General features: G+C 38.4%; 12 protein-coding genes and 2 pseudogenes. 12 read left to right on the top strand and 2 right to left on the bottom strand.

All coding sequences use genetic code 11. The annotated features are described in order from the left end of the window. From V6E90_RS21120 to V6E90_RS21140, 5 genes are all read left to right on the top strand, one after another. Nucleotides 1-2,541 (top strand): type VI secretion system Vgr family protein (locus V6E90_RS21120; RefSeq protein WP_332606364.1); only part of this gene is annotated, 2,541 nt, incomplete at its 5' end. 38 nt (nucleotides 2,542-2,579) lie between these two features. Further along, nucleotides 2,580-3,707, top strand: coding sequence for a VRR-NUC domain-containing protein (locus tag V6E90_RS21125; RefSeq protein WP_332606365.1), 1,128 nt, complete (start codon nucleotides 2,580-2,582; stop codon nucleotides 3,705-3,707). A gap of 15 nt (nucleotides 3,708-3,722) precedes the next feature. Continuing rightward, entirely contained in the window at nucleotides 3,723-5,024 is a 1,302-nt protein-coding gene (locus V6E90_RS21130; RefSeq protein ID WP_332606366.1) for a type VI immunity family protein, read from the top strand. 54 nt (nucleotides 5,025-5,078) lie between these two features. Then, entirely contained in the window at nucleotides 5,079-6,209 is a 1,131-nt protein-coding gene (locus V6E90_RS21135) for an exodeoxyribonuclease VII large subunit (protein ID WP_332606367.1), read from the top strand. Nucleotides 6,210-6,270: 61 nt separating this feature from the next. Further along, nucleotides 6,271-7,119, top strand: a complete 849-nt coding sequence (locus tag V6E90_RS21140) for an abortive infection family protein (RefSeq protein WP_332606368.1) — start codon at nucleotides 6,271-6,273, stop codon at nucleotides 7,117-7,119. 119 nt (nucleotides 7,120-7,238) lie between these two features. Here V6E90_RS21140 and V6E90_RS21145 read toward each other — a convergent pair whose 3' ends face one another. After that, the gene (locus tag V6E90_RS21145) at nucleotides 7,239-8,516 is read right to left on the bottom strand and encodes a tyrosine-type recombinase/integrase (protein WP_332606369.1); all 1,278 of its coding nucleotides are present in this window, start codon (nucleotides 8,514-8,516) and stop codon (nucleotides 7,239-7,241) included. A 330-nt stretch (nucleotides 8,517-8,846) separates the two neighbouring features. Here V6E90_RS21145 and V6E90_RS21150 point away from each other — a divergent pair. Beyond that, nucleotides 8,847-9,193: pseudogene (locus V6E90_RS21150) on the top strand (Arm DNA-binding domain-containing protein); the annotation flags it as partial. After that, a pseudogene (locus V6E90_RS21155) lies at nucleotides 9,180-9,758 on the top strand (recombination directionality factor); the annotation flags it as partial. The pseudogenes V6E90_RS21150 and V6E90_RS21155, both read left to right, overlap by 14 nt. 38 nt (nucleotides 9,759-9,796) lie before the next feature. On the opposite strand, the gene V6E90_RS21160 reads toward V6E90_RS21155, so the two are convergent. Next, entirely contained in the window at nucleotides 9,797-10,393 is a 597-nt protein-coding gene (locus tag V6E90_RS21160; protein WP_332606371.1) for a hypothetical protein, read from the bottom strand. A 293-nt stretch (nucleotides 10,394-10,686) separates the two neighbouring features. Here V6E90_RS21160 and V6E90_RS21165 point away from each other — a divergent pair, with 293 nt between their 5' ends. From V6E90_RS21165 to V6E90_RS21190, 5 genes are all read left to right on the top strand, one after another. Next, the gene (locus V6E90_RS21165; RefSeq protein WP_332606372.1) at nucleotides 10,687-11,667 is read left to right on the top strand and encodes a hypothetical protein; all 981 of its coding nucleotides are present in this window, start codon (nucleotides 10,687-10,689) and stop codon (nucleotides 11,665-11,667) included. Between the two features lie 83 nt (nucleotides 11,668-11,750). Continuing rightward, entirely contained in the window at nucleotides 11,751-14,954 is a 3,204-nt protein-coding gene (locus V6E90_RS21170; protein WP_332606373.1) for a type VI secretion system Vgr family protein, read from the top strand. A gap of 70 nt (nucleotides 14,955-15,024) precedes the next feature. Further along, the gene (locus tag V6E90_RS21175; RefSeq protein ID WP_332606374.1) at nucleotides 15,025-19,809 is read left to right on the top strand and encodes an RHS repeat-associated core domain-containing protein; all 4,785 of its coding nucleotides are present in this window, start codon (nucleotides 15,025-15,027) and stop codon (nucleotides 19,807-19,809) included. A gap of 2 nt (nucleotides 19,810-19,811) precedes the next feature. After that, a complete protein-coding gene (locus tag V6E90_RS21180; protein ID WP_332606375.1) occupies nucleotides 19,812-20,366 on the top strand; it encodes a hypothetical protein in 555 nt (184 codons plus the stop codon). 743 nt (nucleotides 20,367-21,109) lie between these two features. Next, a partial coding sequence (locus V6E90_RS21190; RefSeq protein WP_442881273.1) for a CC0125/CC1285 family lipoprotein occupies nucleotides 21,110-21,407 on the top strand: 298 nt, incomplete at its 3' end.

Consider the following 21,407-nt stretch of genomic DNA (forward strand, 5'->3'; position numbering starts at 1 on the left):
GGTGCAGATATTGGACAATCGGATGGAAGCCTCACCCTATACAAACTCACCGTAGAAGATCCAACAGCTCTACTCAAATATCGTCGAAACTCTCGGGTATTCATGAATAAAAGCGTTCGTGATATCACAGAGATTTTATTCAAAGAATGGCAGCAACGTAGTTCTTTATTTGCATCTAGTCTGATCCTTGATTTAAGTGGTTTAACACAAGACTACGATATCCGTCCATTTATCATGCAACACAATGAACTGGATATCGACTTTATCAAACGCCTTTTAGCATCGGAAGGCATTAGCATGTTAATTGATGAATCTGAACATGTTGTTGCACATGTCAATGCGCCGATCCAAGCCCAAAAACTTCGTTTGATTGATGACAATAGCCAATATCAAGCCTTAGATCGTCGGCAGATTCGTTACCATCGTAGCAGTGCAACGGAACGACAGGACAGCATCATAGCCTTTATTGGAGTACGCTCACTACAACCGACCTCTGTCTATATCAACCGTTGGCAAGCTGATGTATTGGATATAGATGAAGGTGCAGGTTCAGTTCTCAGCACCCATCAACACAGTGATAATCAGGCCACGGCAAGTTTAGGCTTAGAAGATGCTTGGCATTTTTCACCAGCATGGATGCAAGACCTTAACGGCGAAGATGGTGCAACAGCATCGGGCAATCGCCAGCTCGAAAGATTCAATAAAAACCTCAACAACTACCACGCATCCCAAGCTAAACAATTTAAAGCTCAATCGACAGTCCGAGATGCCCATGTCGGTTACTGGTTTCAACTCAATGAGCATCCTGAGATTGACCAACATTCAGGGGCAGAGAAAGAATTTCTGATTACAGAAAAGACCTTTTATAACCAAAATAATCTCCCTAAAGATTTAAACCAACAGATCAATCAACTGTTAGCACAAAGCAATTGGCAACCGAATCAATTTAATGTAGCACATTCAGAAGAACGCCAAGCTAACCAACTGACTCTACAACGACGTAACATTAGCACTATTCCAGAATACAACCCATTAACCCACAAACCGAAAGTACACCCAATGCGTGCCAAAGTGGTGGGGCCAAGTGGTGAAGAAATCCATGTCGATGAATGGGGCCGCATTAAAGTCAGATTCCTATTTACTCGAGCAGATAATCATAGTCATGATGGTGGCGCAGGTGCCAATGACAACGACACAGATTCAGCATGGATCGATGTGTTGACCCCATGGGCGGGCGAAGGCTACGGCGCACGTTTCTTGCCAAGAATTGGTGAGATCGTGGTGATTAACTTCTTTGATGGCAATATTGACCGTCCCTATGTGGTCGGACGGATTCATGAAGCACAACGTAGTCCAACCAAGTTTGATAATGCAGGTAAGTTGCCTGACACTAAAAAACTGGCAGGGATCAAGTCCAAAGAATACCAAGGTGAAGGTTTTAACCAGCTCCGTTTTGATGACACCACAGGTCAAATCAGCGCACAACTACAAAGTAGTCATGCCGCTAGCCAACTGAATCTCGGTAAACTGAGCCATCCAAAAGACAAGGCTGAAAGTGAAGACCGTGGTGAAGGCTTTGAGCTGCGTACTGATCAGTGGGGGGCAGTACGTGCAGGCGATGGTTTATTACTTTCCACGCATAAACAAGATCAAGCACAAGGTGAACATCTCGATGCACAAGTTGCTAAACAGCAGCTTCAGGGTAATCAAAGTAATGCCAAGGCTCTCAGTGAAGTTGCCAAGAACCAGCAAACGGATGAAATTGAATCATTAGAACAGTTAAAAGAGTTTGCTGATCAGATTCAGGAGAAGATTGCAAAATTTGAAAAAGCTTTATTGCTGTTAAATTCACCTGAGGGAATTGGTCTGAGTACTAGTGAAGATATTCATCTTTCTGCGGATGGACAGATCAATCAGATTGCGGGTGATAGCATTAACCTAAGCACACAAAAAAATCTGGTTGCCCATGTCCAGAACAGGATTAGCCTGTTTGCTGCGCAGGATGGGATCAAGCAGGTGGCTGCGAAAGGTAAATTTGAAGTGCACGCCCAATCGGATGGACTTGACTTGCTCGCCAAACAAGGGATTCAAATTATTTCAACCGAAGACCGTATTGAAATTACCAGTCCTAAAGAAATTGTATTTACCGCACAGAGTTCGCAACTTAAGCTGAATGGCTCAGGGATTTTTCCGACCACGGGTGGCAAGTTTGAGGTGAAGGCAGGGCAGCATTTGTTTATGGGGGGAGAAAATGTAAGCTTAAAACTCCCAATGCTAAAAGATATATATCAAATACAGTATCAGCTTATAGATGAGAAAAGTAAGCAGCCTCGTCCATATTTTCCATATGAAATAACTTTAAAAAGTGGACGGAAAATTTTGGGATTTACAGATGGGAATGGTTTAACGAAGAGTGTATTTACAAAGCAAACAGAAGATACAAGTATATCGACTGAAGCTGAGAATGATTATTCTATTGAAGCATGGCATTTTGCGGGTGATGATAATCAAGACCTTATTTATGCGGATTATCAAGATTAAAAGAATAAATTAGAGTGTTTTTAAATTTAGGAGAGAAAATGGGTCAAGTATTGCGAAAAGATGGCTGTACAACAATACATGAAAATGTGACTTATGCACAACTACCGCCAGAAACTAAAGGTTATCTAACTGAAAAAATTGAATACGCATTGAAAAATACAATTATTCAGAAAGTGGTTAAAAAAGGAGGTAAAAGTGCAATAGTCGCTTTTACTCAATTAAAATTAAGTGCTGCTATCGGTTTAGATGAAACAGTTGCATTATTCTATTGGAAGTATCGACCAGAAGTTGTTTTTGATATGGGGCCGCCAGGCGTTCGTAGTTTTGTGCCTATTCCCTTTTTAACAGCTTATACTGGAACTATTGACCGTCGAAGATCTCTAAACCCATTCCGTAAGGGTAGCCGTCGTCCAGATATTATTATTGTGAAAAACCCTGCGATTTTATGGTGTGGACGTAAGGCAAAAGATCACTTACAGTATGATCATATTGATAATTTATTGCGTGTTGTAGAGGTTAAATTTCCAGGTGATGTACTTAACCCAGGTCAAGCCAGAGATTATGAGTTAATCGCTGGTAGTAAAAATCAGTTTACTGTTATTGATGTTAGTGATTGTGATGATGATATTGGAAAAAAGAAACGTGCATATGAGAAAAAGAATGTTCCAGTACCAGTTCGTACTGTAAAGCCAATAAAGGAAAAGCTTTTTTACGAAAGATGGGTCGTTGATCCGGTTCAAGATGCCATACATTCACTTAGTCAAACAGCTAATGATCTATCTAATAACATTCGAGAATATTTGGAAAAAAATGCCCCTTGGTTATTTGAAGCTGGTCACTGGGTGAAAAAAAAAGGAAGTGAGTCATGGACTTATATTACAGAAAAAGGCCAGCAATTAGTGACATGGACTAAAGCACAAATCCAAACCGCTTTGGCTGAAGTTGAACGCTATACAGATATGACAATAGATGTAATTAAACAGATTAATTGGTATCAAGTTGCTATTGATGCTGCAAAAACAGTGGGTGTAGTAGTCTTAATTGTTGCTGTCGCAGCAGTTATGGCATGTGTCAGTATCCCAGCAGGTGTAGTTGCTGCTTTTACTGCTTTAGTAGGGATCTTTTCCGTTTCAAGTGCTAGTGATGACGCTAAGTTGATGATTTAATAGGTCTTAAAATAAATGAAGAATTTAAATAGATTAGAAACTTATCAAGAAGTTAAAAGAAATGAATTAGCGTTATATGATTTTGATCAAGATCATTGTGTCGTTCGTCCCTGCCTATCTATAACACTATTTTTTAAACATGGGGCTAGACCGTATGTTCGGGAAGGTTTACTAAATATTTTAGAGCAATATCTAAATGTTTATGGTGATTATATTATTGGGGGAAGAGCTGGCGAGCAAAGATATGCAAAGAAAAATAAATTGGGTATTAACAAGATAAAAAATTATCTTTTGAACCACCCTGCAAATGAACGGTATGTTGATATTGAATTAGCGAGTGCTAAAACAGGTTTTGATGCTCCAGAGTATAGATTCTCAGTACTAACTTGTGGTGAGATAACAGAAGAATATAAAGATTCGTATGGGCAAATATATCCTAAAGGACACGATAGCGGAGTGCTATCAGCTATGAAGATGGTATTTTCTATTGATCTATTAGCAGATATGGGGAAATTCCAACAATACCAAGACTTATTAAATTATGCATGTCATCAACTTCCTATTCGTGGAGGATATGCAGGATTAAGTTTAGCTTTACCTGATGATAGATTCAGATATATGGCCCAAGAATATCAGATTGCTAGGCAGTTTAGCGGATTGGATATAGATAGTAATTGGTACTCTTATCAAGATGATTATATTGTTCTAAGTACTAAAGGTAGCCCCCCAAACCAAGAGTTTTATCCATATCAATATATTACTGACGGCCAGATTGAAGATATTGGATATATCAAATCAGTAAACTGGATTAATATTTTTCCTAAACAATTCTTTGAGAGAATTGGGGATTATCATAAAATTCTTCAAAAACTTCAACGCAGTGATATAAATGTCATGGATTTAGGAGACTGTGTTTTAATACAAGCGGGAGAGGTGCCACAACTCGGTTCTCAAGAACAAGGTTTACCAGAAAGTTATGTATTCATTAACAAAGTATTGAAATATATTAGAAACCCAGAACCAGATAGTCTACAACCTAATTTAGGTCGAATCGAAAATGCCAACTGTAATAATACTAAGCTTTGGTTAAAGAGATTTGATCTTGAGGATGAGTTTGAGATTACAGAAGAACTCGAACAACCTGAAACACAGGATCATATTGTTAAAGTAAAAGGTGGGGAAGTTTGTATCAAAACAGGATATTGGATTACTCCAGCTAAACCTGATACCCGACTTTATTTTACGCAAGGCGCCATATTGCCAATACTTTCAGAAACGGATTGGGGTGAGGTCTATTGGTATTGGAATGGTAAATAGTCCTTATTCCGAGCTAAAGCTTTAGCTAGTTGTACATAAATTTTAAGATGCATTATGAACCAGAAATTTTTACCTACTTTTACTATTAGTGACTTACATAACTTTTTAAGTGATGCATTAAAAGCATATATTGATCAGCAGAAACAAGGACAACAACTTTTTTGTGTGCGTGGCATATTAAAAAATGTTGAGCAAGCAGTTGAAAACTCAAAATGGCCATCAGTCTATGATCTGTTTATCCAAGATATCACTGGAACGATTGAAGTTGAAATTTCAAAACACCTGCTATCCAGTTTCAAAAACGGAAGTTATGTTGAAATACATGGAGTGCCAACATTTAATTTTTTTAGAGAGCAATGCTCTAAAAGATTAAAGGGATACACTATACGGGCGATTGAAGAAGATAATGCAATACAAGTATTCCAGTCGAAGCTGTCAATATTAGATGTTTTAAAAAAGCATAGACCGAAAAGCCATACTTTTCCCAATCAGTTTGATCTTTCAATTGCTGTGATTTACTCATCAGCGAGCAAAGTTGATATACAAAAAGACTTCTATGATTATCTCAAAGAATATTGTGATGAATTCAACTTTGATGAGAAGCCTGTTAGCTTGAGTAATGTTGATGCCCTATCACAAGAAATAAGCTCCTGCGCAGATCATGATATCGTTGTGATTATTCGAGGTGGGGGACGTAATGATGCATTTGATATTTTTAATGATGAAAAGGTATTAAATGCTTTTTCTAATTTGAAGGGGTATCGAATTTTAGGCTTGGGTCATAATTCGGATGTAACGCTTTTAGACTGCTTGGCAGATCATTCTGCAATTACTCCAACAGCAGCAGGAATACACTTAAAAGAGCAGTTTGATGAACTGTTTGCTAGAAATCATACTTTACAGCAACAAAAGACTCAAATATTAAAGCTGCAAAATGATCTCAAAGCAAAAAGTGATGATGTGATTGCATTGTCTGCCAATTTAAAGCAACTGTCTGAACGAAATGATATACAGACATTAATGAATGAAAATAAGAGCTTAGTTGAGCTTAATCAGGAACTCAAACAACAAATAAGCGATAGACGGAAGTATGACGAAGAAGCCAACAAAAAAAGCTCCGTTGCGATGTTTATTATTGCCGTTGTTGCTGCTATTGCAGGTGCGGTATTAGCAAGACTAATGTGAATAAGGTTCTTAATTTTTATTGTAATAGATTGTCAAACTAATTAGAGTCGGAAAAGTAAATATGAGTTCAGATGAAATAAGTATGAGAAAAAAGATACCTGCACCGGTAATAGCTGTATTGGCAGATAATCTGCCAAATAAAGAGACACATGACACTTTGGATAATTTATTTTTATATGCAAATGCTCCAGGAGAACCACCAGAAGGATCTAAAATAAAAAAAACACAAGCTTGGTTACGTAGAATAAATACAGAATCGCCCGAGCCGTTACGGGTACTTGGTAAATTAATTGAGAGTTATATGGAAATTACTGAGCCGGAAGAAAGTATATTTCCAGGTTTTACAAGTCATAATCCAAAGAAAGAGTTCAAAGACAAACTAGAGTTAGTATTACGACAATATAATCTGACGTATATTACTGGTGGAATTATCTCTGATGGAAGGTCTATTTCAAGTAAATCATTAGCTGAGTTAATTAAAGGTAGAGATATTCCTGCAATTGAAGCAGAATTTACGAGAGCATTAGATAATGTTAATTCTGAGCCAAGAGAGGCTGTTTCAGCTGCTTGTAATATTCTTGAATCGATTTTTAAAGTATATATTACAGATGAGAATTTACCAGAACCAAGTAAACAAGACCTTCAAAATGTATGGAAAATTGTAAGAGCTGATTTAGGTTTTGATCCAAATCTTGTACAGGATGATGATCTAAAAAGAATTTTATCAGGTATTTTGTCTATAGTAGATGGGATTGGGGCATTTAGAACTCATGCTAGTTCTGCTCATGGACAAGGTAGAAAGTTGTATAATATCAAACCTAGACATGCTCGATTAGCAATTCATTCAGCTCATACGCTCGCACTTTTTATTTTAGAAACATGGGATGAGAAACGTGCAAAGAAATGTTAATAGCGACTAAATATAGAGAGGATGCAGAATGACTCTCGCAAGCTTATTTAAATTAATTTAACGGTGAATAATTACGAATGCTTCTGCCGTCTAAGGCAGAAGCATTCGTAATATGTTATCTAGTTATAGAGCGTACTACAGAATTTAGCCCAATCAGCCATTAGACCTTTACGTTTTTCTAGATAAGCTCCACGTAGGTAAGCAGCTTCTACTTCATCTGGTAATTTATGCGCAAGTACATGCTCACAGACTTCACGAGGATATTCTGTTTTATCTGCTGACCAGTCACGGAATGTTGACCGAAAGCCATGTGTTGTGATTACTCGATTTTGTTTAGGGTCAAGATAGCCTAAGCCATTTTCTTTAAGTTTTTGTTCATGCATACGCTTTATCAAAGCAGTTAAGGACATATCAGAAAGCATGCCACCACCACGAGGTGCAGGGAAAATATAGCCTTGTGATTGTGTATCCAAGTGAATTGATTTTAATAATTCAATTGCTGGTGTCGATAATGGTACACGATGCTCTTTTTCAGCTTTCATGCGCTCTTTAGGGATGATCCAGACTTTAGATTCAAAATCAATTTCTTGCCATATTGCACCAAAGATTTCACCTGAACGACAGGCTGTCAAAATTGCAAATTCTAAAGCCTTTGGTGAAATGCCATCTTTCTGGCGAAGGTGCTGGACAAACTCAGCTACTTGTTCATAAGGGAGAGAAGGATGGGGGCGTGATTCTTGTTTTAAGTTGCCTAAAATAGGTTCAAGATTACCTTTCCATTCAGCAGGGTTGTCCCCTTCAAAATATCCTATAGCCTTGGCATAATCAAAAATGGTTTCTATACGACCACGGATACGTTTAGCGGTTTCGTTTTTCTCAATCCAGATCGGCTTAAGTACTTCAGCAATATCAACTTTGGTAATGCTGCTAATAGTGAGATCACCCAGCGTTGGGTAAATGTAGGTTTCCAATGTTGATGACCATTGCCCAATATGTTTTTCATTTTTTAGCTCGCGAGTTTTATTGGCAATCACAACTTTGGCACATTCACGGAAAGTTTTATTCCTTAACTGCTGGATGCGGAGCTTTTCGAGTTGTTCCTGCTTATGAGCAATTGGATCAATGCCACTTCGTATTTGTAACCTTAATTCTGTCGCTTTTGCACGGGCTTCAGCTAATGAAACCTCTGGGTAGGGACCAAGACCAATATCACGGCGATGAGGTTTTAACTTTCCATCTTTATCAAGACGTTTTCCCACCACTGCACGCAAAATCCAGACACGTGAATTGCCTTCGATATTTAAACAAAGGCCGTCGACACCGCCTACAGTATGTCGACCAGTCTCTTTGATTTTTGCTACACTGAGAGCAGATAGCTCTTTAGCCTTCTTTGGCATGATATCATTTACCCCACAACCTACCCCTTTTAAAATACTAGAAACGGTTGGGTTAGACAAGACGTGGTTAGACTGGTATTATTTTAAGCTATTGAAAATTATCTTTTTATAAGATTAGGTTGGACGGTATGAGATACTTGTTATACGGACACCGCTTCCGCCAAATTTAAATTTCTGACACTGTTTAACACTATATAAGATTTTGATTTATAGGGTTAAAGTTGGGAATGTATAATATGACAAGCCGTGACGCACTATGCCAATCGGGTGTCATAAATTAGTAAAAAATGCAGTAAGATAATTTCTTACTGCATTTTTTATGTCTGAACTATGGTAACTCGTGGAATAAATAAGCTCAGTGCTTTACAAGTTAAAAAAGCAAAAGCAAGTCCTGACAAAATGTATAAGCTTCCTGATGGGGTAATCTTTACTTGCGTATTGATTCAAGTGGTAGCAAATACTGGATTTTTAATTATACTCGGCCATATATTCGCAAACGCAATGATTTGTCTTTAGGAACGTATCCAGAAGTCACTTTAGAAGAAGCACGAAATATTCGTGATGAATATAAGAAATTGATCAAACAGGGCATTGATCCAGCAACAGTACGTTTAGAGACTAAAAATCAAAAATTGAAAGAAGCTGAACATACGTTTTGTGTAGTTAGTACAGAATGGCATTGAACAATATCCATGTCCGTCACCTGATTTATGTCCTTTGGCTCAAGGCGGACTCTGTAAACCTTATGGACGGCTGTATGTCAATTTAGATGAATCAGATGAGTTGGGTGCATTCATTTTTAGAACCACAGGCTTTAACAGTATCCGAACTTTGGCAGCACGACTTCGTTATCATCATGCTGCATCGGGTGATTTACTTTCATGTTTGCCATTGCAATTGACGTTAAGAGGCAAGAGCACCACTCAGAGTTACCGCACGCCAATTTATTACGTGGATTTAACTTTACGTGATGGCGTCAATTTGCAGGATGCAATTACTTCAGCTAAGCAAATTGATGAACAAAGCAAGGTAGCAGGATTTTATCAGGAGGCTTTAGATCATGTTGCACGACAGGGTTATGCTAATGCTAGCTTTGAGGTGGGTGGTGAAGAGGACTTGGATATCCTTGAAGAGTTCTACTCTGATGAATCCAAACCAGAGCAGCAGCAAAAAAACCATGACCTAGGCCATATTCAGGATATTCAGCAAGGGTTAAAGCAGAGTGTGAGAGCTGTGAATTAAATAAATGACCTAAATTTTATGTTTAGGTCATCAAGCCATTAGGGAAATTTTTTTTTGATTAAATTATTCAGATCTTGCCAACACGTCCAGTCATACAAAATTTTTATGATTGTTAGAGCACAAATAAAGCAAATGCCCCAATAAATTAAGGTGAATACGTCAATAGGTATGCCTGTAAGAGTATGATATATTTGTCTTAATTCAATGCTTTTGTAATAGAGAGCTAGTGGTAGAAATACCATAGCAAAAATCAAGAACACATTCAGACCATACATTTTATACCTTTCAGTTTTTATAGACTGAATTGCAGTAATTTTGGATGATTCATCACGTATAACTCGATATGTCATTCGATTTCTGGAAAAAGCCCAATAGTCATCCTCAAAGCTACTCGGGTCAAAGTTTTTTAAGAAAAAGTTTAATTCTTCAATTTTGGCATTTTTTGCGCCAGTTAATGCTGAGGCAGCAGCATTTAAAAGAATGGTCTGAGTTGCCTGATCTTCGCCCGAGTCAAGAATTTTTTTTCGTTCCTCAAAAAAGACTTTGAGCCGGTCAAAGCGATTCTTGCAAAGACTACGTACAAATGAGGGGGTGATAATTTCAATAATTTTTAAAAAAATATCCCAAAATTTCATAAAGAATCCTGATCAGAAAGTATTCTTAATATCTAGGGAAATATATGATTGTTCAAGGATTGTGCGACTCACGTTGTCGTTATATTTATTTGTAATTGAAATTTATAGTGATTTAGTAATTCCTGCTGAATTGTTATTACATTAATTTGATATTGGTTGGTGGATAGGCTTAGCTTTTATTGGATATTAGGGAAAAGCAGTTATCCTTGTAGAACGATCACTCAATTTGTTAAGAAATTACGTATAAAAATTAAAGAAAGCCTTTAAATTTTAAGTGGAACTTGATAAAAGAAATGGAATTTATCAGGACCAAAATTTCAGTTGCTATGGCAAGAAAATATATACTTTATCCAATAAAGACAATTAAGGATTGGCGGGGTGAAGACTGGGATGTTTATGAAGAAAGAAAAACACAATTTGGGTTAATCTTAAATTTTGGCTGGCCATATGGTGCACAACGAAAAGGATCAAAATCACTTATTCTTACTATGGATTTGGTTGAATATTTAAAAATAGCCACATATCGGCAAGCAATACAAGAACTTGGTCTATCGAGTACCTTGATTTCACGTATGAGACGACTATTAGAGCTGCAAAAAAAAGTTGTGCGACGTGACCGAGTTTGGATCATTCAACATCAGGATGAAATACTGAATTATAGTTATCCGATGCTGCAAGAAAAATATGGACTATCTAAGGGTGTTGTAAAATATTATTCAAACTATCTTGTTAATCAACTTGGTATTATTCAGAAGCATAAAAGAATTTTTGAACGCTACTATGCAATAGAAAAAATCTATCAAATGCAGAAAGTTGAAATTGCTCAATGCCGAAGTTTCAAAGAATTAAGAACGATATTAAAAACAGATGATTATGCTGCAAAAAGATTTCATGACTTGGCGTGTAGCGAGTTGAACGTTCCTGCAATGAGCGAGATTCATCTAAAAAACTTGGATGAAACATGGCGTTGGCGTTATCAGCATCGAGATACGATTTTGAGTCCTGAAATGAGTATTGAGCAAATTGCAAAACGACTCAATACAACAAAGGATGAGATTTTTAATGCACGTAAAGCCTTACGACGTAGACTCAATATTACAGAAATCATCGGGGTGATCAGGGAGGTTGATATTGAGCAATGGGTAATGACACATCAAGTTGAATTGAGAAATTTAACGAGTCGTCAATTACATCAGCAATATCAACTTACTAAGGGACAGGTAAAATATCGTCGAATGCTCCTTAAAAAGTTGCAACAAAAAGAGACAACTTAAAAGATTGCAGTAGACAAGTCCGTATAGACAAATTGCGTCATTTTTGAGTAAAATTTGTCATAATCTAAACTCAATAATAAGCTATGTTTAACAATATTTATGCTGCATTAGAGCAACTTGGACTGACTGCACAGAAACGTGCGATTCATGTGCAGTTCAGCAATAATAAACTTAATGATCAAGTTTTTCTTCAGCGCATTGATGGAACACATGCGATTAATGATGGGATGCAGTTACAACTGCTCTGTCTTTCAACAAATGCTCAAATTCCTTTGAAGCAGTTCATTGGTAGTCAGTTAGCTGTAGATATTGTTAATGATCAATCTGAGTTGAATCGTATTTCTGGAATTGTAACCAAAGCCGATGCGGGTGCCAGTGATGGTTCACTGACAATATATCGTCTCACCGTTGAAGACCCAACTGCATTATGGAAGCATCGTAGAAATTCCCGCGTCTTTATGGCGAAATCTGTTGTGGATGTCGTGCAATGTATTTTTTCCGAATGGCAGCAACGCAGTTCCTTATTTGCTTCAAGTCTGACATTGGATATCAGTGGGCTTACTAATGATTACGATGTAAGACCCTTCATCATGCAACATAATGAAACTGATGAAGCGTTTATAAAAAGGCTTTTAGCTTCGGAAGGTATTAGCACTTTAATTGATGAAGCACAATTGAAAGTATCAAGTTCGAGTGAACAAATCCAAGCCCAAAAACTACGACTGATTGACAGTAATGATCAATACAAGGCATTGGATCGACGTACTATCCGTTTCCATCGGAGTAGCGCAATAGAACAACAAGACAGCATCACCGCATTTACAGGTTTACGCTCAATCCAACCGACTTCCGTTCATATCCAACGTTGGCAAGCCGATGCATTGGAAACAGAAGAAGGCGCTGGCTCAGTTCAAAGCAAACACAGTCATAGTGATAATCAGGATAATGCGAGTCTTGGTTTAGAACAGGCATGGCATTTTTCACCTGCATGGATACAAGACCTGAATGGAGAAGATGGTGTAACCAAGTCAGGTAATAGTCAGATTGAAAAGTTCAATGAAAATCTCAGTCATTACTACGACTCGCAAGCCAAAAAATTTACGGCAATATCTACGGTACGTGATGCACAGGTGGGGTACTGGTTCGAGTTTAACGAACACCCAGAGATAGATGAACATTCAGGCGGAGATAAGGAATTTTTAATTACATCCAAGTCCTTCTATAATCAAAATAATTTGCCCAAAGACCTGACTGATCAAGTCACTGCCTTATTAAAACAAAGCAACTGGCAACAGAATGAAGCGTACACCGATCAGCAAGATGAACGTCAAGCCAACGCATTAGTCCTGCAAAGACGTCATATTACGCTTGTCCCGGAAAATAATCTCTTAACCCAAAGACCGACAGCTCATCCAATGCGCGCAAAAGTTGTTGGACCAAGCGGCGAAGAAATCCATGTAGATGAATGGGGGCGGATTAAAGTCCGTTTCCTATTCACTCGTAATGACGACCATAGCCACGATGGTGGTGCAGGTGCCAATGACAACGATACCGATTCAGCTTGGGTTGATGTACTGACCCCTTGGGCAGGTGAAGGCTATGGTGCACGCTTGTTACCGAGGATTGGTGAGATTGTGGTGATTGACTTCTTTGATGGCAATATTGACCGTCCATTTGTGGTGGGAAGAATTCATGAAGGCCAGCGTAGTCCAACCAAGTTTGATCATGTAGGTAAGCTGCCAGACACCAAGAAACTGGCAGGGATTAAGTCCAAAGAGTATCAGGGTGAAGGTTTTAACCAACTGCGCTTTGATGACACCACGGGACAGATCAGCGCCCAGTTGCAAAGTAGCCATGCTGTCAGCCAACTGAATCTGGGTAAACTCAGTCATCCCAAAGACAAGGCTGAAAGTGAAGACCGAGGCGAAGGTTTTGAGCTACGCACCGACCAATGGGGTGCAGTGCGGGCAGGTGAAGGTCTTCTCGTTTCCACGCATAAACAGGATCAAGCCCAAGGTGAACATCTTGACGCACAAGTTGCTAAACAGCAGCTTGAGGGCAATCAAAACAATGCCAAAGCCTTAAGTGAAGTTGCCAAGAACCAACAGACCGATGAAATAGAATCGCTGGATCAACTTAAAGAGTTTGCGGAGCAGATCCAAGAGAAAATCGCACAATTTAAAAAATCATTATTATTGCTGAACTCACCTGCGGGTATTGGTTTAAGTAGCAATGAAGATATTCATCTCTCTGCGGATGGACAGATCAACCAGTTTGCAGGCGATAGTATCAATCTAAGTACGCAGAAAAATCTGATTACGCATGCGCAAAATAGAATCAGTGTGTTTGCTGCGCAGAATGGCATTAAACAGGTGGCTGCCAAAGGTAAGTTTGAAGTCCAAGCGCAGTCGGATGGCATGGATTTACTTGCCAAGCAAGGCATCCAGATTATTTCAACCGAAGATCGCATTGAGATCAGTAGCCCGAAAGAGATTGTGATTACTGCGGGTGGTTCTCAGATTAAGCTGAATGGTTCAGGGATTTTCCCTGTGACCAGTGGCAAGTTTGAAGCAAAAGCAGGGCAGCATTTACTGGCCTCAGGCGCGAGTGCAAGCCGCAATGCACCCCAGTTACCACAAGCAAAATCACTGAAAGGCGCGCTACAGTTATTAAGAAGTTATGGGGGAGATAATTTCTTTAAGCAGAACAGCTATAAAGTGATTGACTCTTTAGGTAAGCAACTGACTGGCAAACTGGATGGAAATGGTTTTGCTCAAGTGACAGGCATTGCACCAGGCGCAGCTAAGGTTATTTTTGAAAAAGATGAGACCAGTGCATGGGCAGCAAGTAGTGACTTTAAACGTGATTATACTTGGGCAGAGCCGGTAGAAAAAGTTACCGCCTCATTAAGCAGTGCATTGGGACAGAACATGAAGCAACAGCTAAGCAGCAGTTTGCTTTCGATGGATAAAAATAGTCTTAAAAACATAGGTAAAAACACCTTAAATGGTTTGGTTGAGCAGACGGTTGGACAAATCAAGGATCAAGTTAGCAATACCGCTTTAAGTGCTGTTTCAAAGCAACTGAACCTTAATATTTCTCCAGATCAAATGAAAAGTCTGGCACAACTCGCCATGAATCCGAGCCAGTCGGTTGACATGGTCAAAGCACAGGGTGTGGGTTTTGTAAAAGATCAAGCAACTGCAAAATTGGCGGAGGCCACCCAAATGGATTCGATTCTTCAACAAGGCATCGTTGATCGTTTTCATGGTCAAAACAAAGGCTAGGACAGATTTTAATTCACGTGCAGCAATTTAAAAAATAGATGTATTGAAATAAATTAAGGGTTTGAGATTGATGGCTACGGAAAAAACACAACAGGCAACAGATCAAAAAGCGTCGAAGGTTGAACTTGCTATTTTTAATTTGGACAGCGTACACACGGTAACTGACCTGCAAATGATTGCCAAGCAAATCCAGCTTTATTTACAGGTGTGTGGGCATACCAGTTTAGAACAATTACAAGGCAGTGCGAATACGGCAACGGTAGCCAATATTTTTGCTTTAACAGGCAGTGTACTCGATTTAATTCTATACGCGACTGATATTAAGACAGAGGATGCTGCGGTACAACAGGGTGCATTGCTCGCTGCAAATTTAATTGGGTTATTTGCAGAACCAAACAATGAAGCACATGCGCGTATGGCATTACGTCCAATGTTTGGTCTAATGTCGCAATGTTTATATCCAGAAAATGGAAAGATTAAAGACGCGGATATTAAACGCTTGGGTCTGCATCTGAATGCGATGGTCGCAGGTGATTTAGAAAAGTTTTTACAAGAAACACAAGCCAAATTAGCGACCTTACTCTCACAGGCAACGATCTTAGGAAGCAGTATTCTTACGAGCTTGTCTGTGCCTACGACACCAATAAGTGCGAACATGGCTGCAACGTCGGCAGCTGCAACAGCAGAGAAAAGAGACCCCAAACTCAAATTTAGCAATTGGGCTGCACCTCTCATTGATTTAATCGGTAAACCGAGTCAGGCAGATTTAACCCCTAAACTACAACCCGATATTCAAACACGCCTGCAACAGAAAGCAACACAAGCAATTGCAACTTTAAGCCAGACTTTACAGCAGCAAGCCAATGCAGGGCAGAAATACAGCTTGGCTTGGTTATTACAACAAACTTTAACTGCGATTCAGGCCAGCGAAAATAAAGGCAATGCCAGTGTGCCGATTAATCAGACGGGAGAATATGAGCGCCATACCAAAGGGGATACCTTGGAGTTTGTGAGCTTACAGGCGGATGCGTTGAATGCACCACCTTGTGAAGGTGATGGTTCAGAGACTAGTAAGAGTATCAGTTATTCAATTGGTGCAGAGCGGGTTCAGCATGCTGATTTCTATTTACCGAAAGTTGGTTTTGTATTTAGCCGTCAATATAACTCGCAAATGGATGAGTTTGATCAGGGGATGATGGGCGCTCGTTGGATGATGCCTTTTTCCAATGTGATTCTGCCAAAAGAACAAGGCTATATCTTCATTGATGCGAAAGGTCGTAAACATGCCTTACCATCCACGATTTTGCAACAGGCTTACACTGTTCCATATGAAGGAATGACGGTTCACCCAATTGAAAATGGGGATTTACTATTAAATTTTGGTGGTGACTGGAGTTTTCATTTTCATCAATTTGGTCTTGGTCAGCCCTATCATTTAATTCAACAATTCAATGAAAACACCAAGGATAAAATTAGCCTAAGTTACCTTTTGGCAGATGGTGTTGCTTATCTTCAAGCCATTGATTTTCAATTTGAACAGGCTCAGCATCAACTAAAATTTGCCTTTAATGAGCAAGTTAAGATTATTGCTGTATTTGTGGATGATCAAGTTGAGCCTTGGGCGCGTTATCACTATGATGCACAAGGTAATCTGATTACAGCTTTCGATCAAAATGGGTATGCACGTCAATATGAATATAATCAGGCGCATCAGCTAACGCGCTATACTGATCGTACAGGCCGTGGACAAAATATTCGTTATGAATCGACGTTGCCAAATGCCAAAGCCATTGAAGAATGGGCGGATGACGGCAGTTTCCATACCAAACTGAAATGGCATCCGCGTTTACGCCAAGTTGCGGTTTACGATGCTTATGATGTCCCAACCTATTATTATTTTGATTTGGATGGTTTTACCTATCGTACTCGTTTAGCTGATGGTCGAGAGTCTTGGTATTCTCGTGATGGTGAAAAACGTATTACCCGACAAATTGACTTTGAAGGTCGAGAAACGCAGCAAGAATATAATGATCAGGGACAACTGGCGAAAATTGTACAGCCGAATGGTGGTGTGATTCGCTTTGCTTATGATGAGCAAGGCAATTTAACCGAGACCAAAGATCCAGAAGGCAATATCTGGAAACGGGAATATGATGCACAAGGCAATGTCAGCAAAGAGATTAATCCTTTAGGTCATGTCACTCAATATAAATACAACAGCAATAATCAAGTGGTGAAAGTGGTTGATGCCAAAGGAGGTATCAAGAAAATCCAATACAACGATCAAGGGCAAATGCTGTCTTATACCGATTGTTCAGGCAAAAGCAGTACATGGGAATATGATGAAAACGGTGACTTAAGTGCCCAACAAGAGGCGAATGAGCAGAAAGTTCAATATCTGTATAGTATGCAAGGCAAAGATAAAGGTCAGCTTCAAGCCATCGTATACCCAGATGGATTAAAAGAGCTGTTTGAGCATGATCAAGAAGGTCGTCTGCTTAATCACACCGATACCAACGGCTTAACCACTCAATATCAGTACAATACTGTCGGCCTGTTAGAACAACGCATTGATGCCAATCAGCATCGTGTGGGCTATCAATGGGATAAACAGGGTCGTATTCACAAAATTATTAATCAAAATCAAGCTGAATATTTATTTGAATATAATCACTTTGGAAAACTAGTTTTTGAGAAAGCTTTTGACGGAGAAGAAAAGTTTTTTAATTACAATCAAAATGGATTTTTATCAGAAATTATTTATTCCAATATTAAGGTTACTTTGAGCTATTTCGAGGATGGGCAAATATGTTCAAAAGTATTTCAAAACATCAATAGTGGACATGCTGCTACCCAATTTTTTGATTATAATTTAAAAGGACAATTAAACTGTGTAAAAGATGAGAATAGCCAAATAAGTTGGTTTTATAATAGGAATGGGCAAATTATAAGAGAACATCAAGAATATACTTTATTTAATTTAACAGCGGTGCTACGTTATGAATATGATGAACTGGGTAATCTAGTTAAAACCATTCGCCCTGATGGACAGCAGCAGACGAATCTGAGCTATGGTTCAGGACATATTTACGGAATTGCTTTTAACCAACAGGATGTTGTTTCTTTCCAACGTGATGATTTGCATCGTGAAACGGTACGGTTCTTGGCAAATGGTTTGGTACAAACCAAGCATTATAATGATGTCGGACTACTGATTTCTCAGCAGATTGAGTCTGAACAAGAAACCTTAGGTCGGATCTCTTACCAAGCGCATAGACATTATCAATACGACAAAAACTATTTGCTCACCCAAGTCGAAGATAGTCGTTTAGGACAACTCAATTATCATTATGATCCGATTGGACGTTTGATTTCAACCCAGAGTCAGCATAAAAACGAGAGTTTTAAGTTTGATCCAGCGGGGAATCTTATTGATCCAATGAACAGTCAGACAACACATGCCAAAAACAATTTAATCAAACAATATCAAGGTAAGCATTATCAATATGATGTACGTGGTAATGTAACTGAAATCACGCAAAATGGTAAAATCTTAAAACTGACTTGGGACAATCTCAATCGTTTGATCGAAAGTAACTTAAATGGGCAAGTGACTCAGTATGGGTATGATGTCTTTGGCCGTCGTTTATATAAGCAATCATCAAACCAAGAGTTAACCTTATTTGGTTGGGATGGAGATTTGATGATTTGGGAATCCAGCCAAAATTCGAATAAGCCTGAGAACAGCTATACCAAACATTATGTTTATGAGCCTGATAGCTTTGTACCGTTAATGCAGGCGGGGTATCAAGGTTTTATTCAACTGATAGAAACGCCTGATTATAGTGAATACCTCAACAAGCCTTATTCTGTTTATAAAGATCCGATCTGGAGTAGCGATACACGTAAAAACCGTGTGGCTTTAGAACAAACTGTTTTTTATCATTGTGATCAGGTGGGAACACCGCAAACACTGAGTAATGCTGCAGGTGAATGTGTATGGGAAATTACTCAGGATACGTGGGGGACCGCACTCGAGATTCAAATGCTAAATAAAGATAATCCATTTGAGCAGAGTAATCTTAGATTCCAAGGTCAATATTACGATAGTGAAATAGGACTGCATTATAACCGTTACCGATATTACGAGCCACATAGTGCAAGGTATATGAGTAAAGATCCAATCAGTATAAATGGTGGTTTAAATACATCAATTTATGTAAGAAATACTATGCAAAAAGTTGATCCTTATGGATTAAATGGTTGGAATGCTTTAGCATCAATAGGTGGTCCAGCTGTTAATCAAAAAGTTTCATGTTATCAATATTATGGTAAGGAAAAATGTGATCAGAAGAATTACCATCCCCCAACAAGTCTTTATTATGCAAAACAAGATGTGAAAAGATTAGCTCAAATTGTTAAACCTGATTATTTATCATGTAGTGGGGGCATTGTTGGTGTGTCGGGGAATGTTAGTGTAAATAATTATAATGGAAATGTGTATGTCGGCGGTGGCAAAGCTCCTATAGCCACTATTGGTAATCCAGAAAGTCTAGCTAAGTCAAAAGGTGTAAGCTGTACCGCCTCATGGATTGATGCTAGCGTTTATAAACGAATTAATCCATATGTTAGCAAAGCAGCAATTACTGATCAGTTTTTAGCTGGAGGTTCTACTACAATAGGCATGGGAGCATATGGTGGTATAATTTCAACAACTAAACCTATGGCTACAAAAGATAATCCTTTAAGGCATACACGTAGCTATAATGCAGGTGTGGGTACTCCAGGTCCTATATTAGAAGTTGGAGGCTCAGTTCCATTATCTACTAATCAGTATGAGGATGATAAGAAATAGTTATGCGAAATTTTAATTATTTAATATTATTTATAGGCCTTGGTCTTGTTTTATCAGCGTGCAATAAAGATGCCGAGTTAAAACGTCAGACTGTCAGTATAACTGAAACAGCTCAGACTGATTACAGTAATGTCCCACCAGATCAATTTAAGGGACAATTAAGTTTTTTCAAAGAGCAATTAGATAAAATTTTCAACGATCAGAAATATATTTTGAGAGATGAGGGGATTGCTTTTGCTCCAACACAAGGTTTTTTAGTTGTGCAACTTCCAGTAGAAAAGCTTGATGATGAAACTTATCAAAAAAATATTGTTACTAAAATTAAGGAAAATGGGTGGACTTTTAATAAGAGTATAAAAAATGCTGATATATTTTGTAATGGGAAAAAATATCAGTTAGAAGTTATTAAACCTAAAGAATCTTCGAAAGATATTATTAATGAGGAAGATAAGTTAACTTTTTCTCCAATTGATAAGGAATGGAATATTGGAATGTTTTATCAAGAGCAAGGAACACCATTCTGTGGCGATGGCTTGCCTGTGATTACAATTAAGTAAGATGGATTAGAGCTAAAATGGTCAGTCGATTTAGATGTAGATGGTTTCCCTTACAGCAAACTGGTTGGCGTACTGTAAGAAGGGAATGAAATTCTAGTACTGCTCAGACGCGGATATGGGGTGAATTACTTGATAGTTCTGGTAATATGCGATAAGTACGTTCTGTTTTTAATTACTGGGAAATAGCGGAGTAAAGTTGAGTAATTTACCACCAAAATTTATTTAAAATGGCAGAGTAAACTGAGTCACTGTAATATTTACACACTTCTTATCTGAGAGTAGAAGTTAATAAAGATGTATTATACAGAGGAACTCTATGCCAAATTAAAACGCCCCATCCTGATTAATGGATTCAGCCAATGTGGAGCAGCTATACATTTAAGTTTTACATGATGCTTGGATGAAGCTAAGCCAAAGCAGCATCAACAGACTCATAACTTAAATCATATTCAGGATATCCCGAAAGGGTTACAGCAGAGTGTGTGGTCTGTAAATTAACAATGGAGGTTCTATATTCAGTTGAGAGAATAAAATTTAGAATTGATAGCGAAGTTTACAGCACTAGACAGAACTGTATTTTTTGTGATTCAATATATATTTTAGTTTGAAGTGTGTGATAAAAAGCACGCTTAACGGTACGTTTCTCCAATGGAATATTAATGTCGTAATCCCATGTCCTTCCCCAAGGGTTTGGGATTTTTTTTAATTTAAGTAATTAACTTTTATATTTACTGGGTATTTGCATGAAAAGAATTTTATTTGTGGGACTATGTGTTTTAGGAATACAAGGATGCACGACTCCGTATCAAAAAATGGGAGCGTCAGGGGGAGTCGAAAGTACAATTATTGATGATAATGTATTTCAAGTGAAAGCATCTGTCAATGGTTATACTCAGAAGTCGGTAGCAACACAATATGCAATTAGAAAGGCTGCTGAAGTATCACAATCATTAGGATGTAATTATTATTCAGCAATTAATAATACTAGCCAGAGTTATGATCAAAACACATCAAAAACGAATTCAGGCCTTATGACGGAAA

Origin of the sequence: Acinetobacter sp. ESBL14, from assembly GCF_036668815.1 — a bacterium.
GTDB lineage: Bacteria > Pseudomonadota > Gammaproteobacteria > Pseudomonadales > Moraxellaceae > Acinetobacter > Acinetobacter gyllenbergii.